Source organism: Nitrospirae bacterium CG2_30_53_67, assembly GCA_001873285.1.
Classification (GTDB): Bacteria; CG2-30-53-67; CG2-30-53-67; order CG2-30-53-67; family CG2-30-53-67; genus CG2-30-53-67.
Window position 1 is genome coordinate 1 of record MNYV01000169.1, and the last position, 3,714, is coordinate 3,714.

A 3,714-nucleotide genomic window follows, 5' to 3' on the forward strand; every position below is an offset into this window, starting at 1 on the left:
GCTTTTTAAAAACTCAAGGGTCCGATGGGTCAAGGGGCTTAGGGTCCAAGTGAAAAGCATAGAAAAAACTGAAAGGTAACAGAAATCAAAAAAACCACTTGAATCCTTGAACCCTGGAACCCTTGAACCCTGGATCTCTATAGGTTCTTGAATCCTCGAACCCTTTTTACCCACTATATGGGAGAAGACCCAAAAATAATTAATAATTTGATCTTTTAAACTTGACATTTTTCTTTAAATTTTCTATAAATACTAATTCTGATTCTGTTAATTGGAAGGAGTTTTTCATGAAAACCTATATGGCCAAAAAGGAAGAACAGTCCCGGAAATGGTATATTCTCGACTTACAGGATGCCGTTTTGGGGCGAATTGCAACACGGATCGCCATGATTCTGAGCGGGAAAAACAAGCCCACTTACTCTCCTCACGTGGATACCGGGGATTTTATGATCCTCACCAATGCGGACAAGGTCCGCTTAACCGGCGATAAAATGGAGAAGAAGATCTATTATCATTATTCAGGTTACCAGGGCGGATTGAAGCGGATCACGGCCGGGAGGCTCCTCGAGACTCACCCGGAACGCCTCATCATCCATGCCGTACGCGGGATGCTTCCCAAAAACCGGCTGGGACGAGCCATGCTGAAAAAGCTGAAGGTCTATGCCGGGCCTCATCACCCGCATGAGGCGCAGAAACCTGAACAGATTACGCTGACATAACAGGGGAGGTTTTGTTTTATGGATCAAGCACGTATTTATGCAACCGGAAGAAGAAAGAACGCCTCGGCCAGGGTTTATCTGTCGGAAGGTCCCGGCAAGGTGATCATCAACCGCATGGATATGAAGGAATACCTCGGTGGACGTGAAACCCTGAGCATGATGGTCCATCAGCCTTTTGAATTGACGGAAACCCTCGGCAAGTTCGACGTCCTGGTCAATGTAGAAGGAGGGGGGGCATCCGGACAGGCAGGGGCCATCCGTCACGGCATCTCCAAGGCCCTCTCCACGTTGGATGCCAAATACAAGGCCGTCCTGAAAAAGGCGGGCCTGCTGACGCGCGATCCCAGAAAAAAAGAACGGAAAAAGCCCGGCCAGCCCAAAGCAAGGAAGAAGTCCCAATACTCCAAACGTTAAAAACAGATGATCAAAATAGCCATAGCCGGAGCCACGGGGTATACGGGTTCTGAACTCTTGCGTCTGCTTTACCTGCACCCGGACGTTAGGGTCATCAGAATCACCTCGGAACAGCATAGCGGGGAGCGCCTCTCCGAGGTCTTTCCGCAGTTCGGAGATCTCATGGATCTCACCTATGAGACTCTAAACCCGGAAACCCTGGTCAAAGACGCGGATCTAATCTTTCTGGCCCTCCCTCATACCCTGTCCATGGAGATCGTGCCGAGGATCCTGAAAAACGGAACCCCTTTGATAGACCTGAGCGCGGATTTCAGGCTCAAAGACGCCTCTCTCTACAAAACATGGTACCAAGTTGAACACACGGCCCCCGACCTCCTGGCCCGGTCGGTCTATGGTCTTCCGGAACTCTACAGGGATGCCATCGTTAAGACGCGGTTCCTGGCCAATCCGGGATGCTATCCTACCTGCGCCATCCTTGGGCTTGCGCCGCTCATCAAGGGAGGTTTCATCCAAAGACAAGGGATCGTCATTGACGCCAAGTCCGGTGTCTCCGGCGCAGGGAAGTCACCCAAGCCGCACCTGCATTTTCCAGAGGCCAATGAGTCCCTGGCCGCTTACCGGATCGGGGAGCACCAGCATACACCCGAAATCGAGCAGGAGATCTCCCGTCTTGCGGAGGAAAAAATCACGCTCAGTTTCACCCCCCACCTGATCCCTATGAACCGGGGGCTTCTCTGCACTTCCTACGGCATGCTGAACCGGAAGGTCTCCACCAAAGACATGGTGGAGACCTACAGGGCCTTTTACAGGGACGAGCCCTTTATCCGGATCCATCAAGACGGATCCCTGCCCAATACACGGGATGTGCGGGGGACCAACCGCTGCGACATCGGGCTCAAGGTGGATGACCGGACCGGCAGGGTCATTGTAGTCTCCGTCATTGACAATCTGGTCAAAGGAGCCTCAGGACAGGCGGTCCAGAACATGAATCTCATGATGGGAATCAGGGAAACAACCGGACTGGATCTTCCACCGCTCACCCCATGAAGAAAGACACCATGCCGCCTCAGGTCCGATCTCGACATCGCACTCTGATCAAACCGGTCCGCGGAGGGATCACTGCGCCCGCAGGGTTCCTGGCCAATGCCGCGGCATGCCGGATCAAAAAGGTTGATAAACCGGATCTCTGTCTGATCTTCTCTGAAGTCCCGGCTTCGGCCGCAGGGGTCTTCACGCGTAACCGGGCCGTGGCCGCGCCAATCCTCTGGACACGAAAGATCCTGCAGAGGCCGATCCTCAGGGCCGTCATCGCAAACAGCGGAAACGCCAACGCCTGCACCGGATTAAAAGGGCGCCATGATGCTGAAGCCATGGCCCTGCATGCCGCCGCCGCATTATCTATCCGCAAACAGGAGGTTGCCGTGGCCTCCACGGGTGTGATCGGTCTTCCTCTCCCCATGGACCGGATCATCCCCAAGATCCCGGGTCTTGCCAAGTCGCTCTCAAGATCCGGGGGCGCCCTTGCCGCCCGCGCCATCATGACCACGGATACACGGCCGAAAACCGCATCTTTCGAGTGGATGACAGGCGGGAGAAAAGTGCGTATCGGAGCCATGGCCAAAGGCTCCGGCATGATCCACCCCGACATGGCCACCATGCTGGCCTTTGTGACGACCGATGCGGCCGTGAATCCGCAAACGCTCGCATCCGCCCTGAAAGAGGCCGTGGATGAATCCTTCAACCGGATCACGGTGGATGGGGATATGAGCACCAATGACATGGTGCTGGTCCTCGCGAACGGGCTCTCCGGCGCCCGCATTCACAAGCGGAATCTCCTCTCATCCGGTTTTCAGCAGGCCCTCAATCAAGTCTGCCTCGGCCTCGCCCTCTCCATTGTAAAAGATGGAGAGGGAGCGACCAAATTCGTGACCATCCGGACCCTCCATGGGAAAAACAAGAAGGACTGCATCACCATCGCCAGGAAGATCGCCTGTTCGAATCTGGTCAAGACCGCCCTTTTCGGAGAGGACGCCAACTGGGGAAGGATCATGGCCGCGGCGGGCGCATCCGGCGTCCCCATCCATCCGGAGAAGATCGATATCTTCTTCGATGAGATTCCCATGGTCCGGCGGGGCGAGGGACTGGGAACCCGGCAGGAAAAGAAGGCGGGCCGGATTCTCAGGAAGAAAGAGTTCGTGATCACCGTGGACCTTCACATGGGAACCTCCTCGGCCGAAATCTACACCACGGATCTCTCCCTCGATTATGTGAAGATCAACGCGGATTATCGCTCGTAGCACATTTTTAATTCGATTTACATTCGATTTAGGGTCTGCGACAAAAATGCCTGTCCTCCGACTGGACAATCCATGGTTCGACAAGCTCACCATGACAATTGTCACCCTGAGCCTGTCGAAGGGTGGATTCCCCGATCAAGCCTGCCCTCGACTGCGATCGGGGGTCGGGGAATGACGCTACCAGAGAAATATTTACCCATAAATTTGTCGCACACCCTTCGATTTACATCCCCTTGAAAATCTGTTATGATTTAATTGATTTTTCATTGGAGTTTGAAATGGAT

The 3,714-nt window shown here is 54.0% G+C and carries 4 protein-coding genes and 1 pseudogene; 4 read left to right on the top strand and 1 reads right to left on the bottom strand.

Annotation, left to right across the window (positions count from 1 at the left end):
- Positions 1-228: pseudogene (locus AUK29_10560) on the bottom strand (hypothetical protein).
- 59 nt (positions 229-287) lie between these two features.
- On the opposite strand from AUK29_10560, the gene AUK29_10565 reads away from it, so the two are divergent.
- Genes AUK29_10565 through AUK29_10580 form a run of 4 tightly spaced genes read left to right on the top strand, consistent with a single transcriptional unit; the run spans position 288 to position 3,430 of the window.
- The gene (locus AUK29_10565; GenBank protein ID OIP61189.1) at positions 288-719 is read left to right on the top strand and encodes a 50S ribosomal protein L13; all 432 of its coding nucleotides are present in this window, start codon (positions 288-290) and stop codon (positions 717-719) included.
- 18 nt (positions 720-737) lie between these two features.
- Positions 738-1,133 carry a 30S ribosomal protein S9 gene (locus AUK29_10570; protein ID OIP61190.1) on the top strand — a complete coding sequence of 132 codons (396 nt, stop codon included), beginning with the start codon at positions 738-740 and terminating at the stop codon, positions 1,131-1,133.
- A gap of 6 nt (positions 1,134-1,139) precedes the next feature.
- Positions 1,140-2,180: an N-acetyl-gamma-glutamyl-phosphate reductase gene (locus AUK29_10575; protein ID OIP61191.1), complete on the top strand. Its 1,041-nt coding sequence runs from the start codon at positions 1,140-1,142 to the stop codon at positions 2,178-2,180.
- Positions 2,181-2,191: 11 nt separating this feature from the next.
- Positions 2,192-3,430 carry a bifunctional ornithine acetyltransferase/N-acetylglutamate synthase gene (locus AUK29_10580; protein OIP61192.1) on the top strand — a complete coding sequence of 413 codons (1,239 nt, stop codon included), beginning with the start codon at positions 2,192-2,194 and terminating at the stop codon, positions 3,428-3,430.
- The last annotated feature ends 284 nt before the right edge of the window (positions 3,431-3,714 follow it).

Excerpts from the sequence above, each read along its gene's own strand:
- AUK29_10565 (OIP61189.1), top strand. The coding sequence starts at position 288 with ATGAAAACCTATATGGCCAAAAAGGAAGAACAGTCCCGGAAATGGTAT.
- AUK29_10570 (OIP61190.1), top strand. The coding sequence starts at position 738 with ATGGATCAAGCACGTATTTATGCAACCGGAAGAAGAAAGAACGCCTCG.
- AUK29_10580 (OIP61192.1), top strand. The coding sequence starts at position 2,192 with ATGCCGCCTCAGGTCCGATCTCGACATCGCACTCTGATCAAACCGGTC.
- AUK29_10575 (OIP61191.1), top strand. The coding sequence starts at position 1,140 with ATGATCAAAATAGCCATAGCCGGAGCCACGGGGTATACGGGTTCTGAA.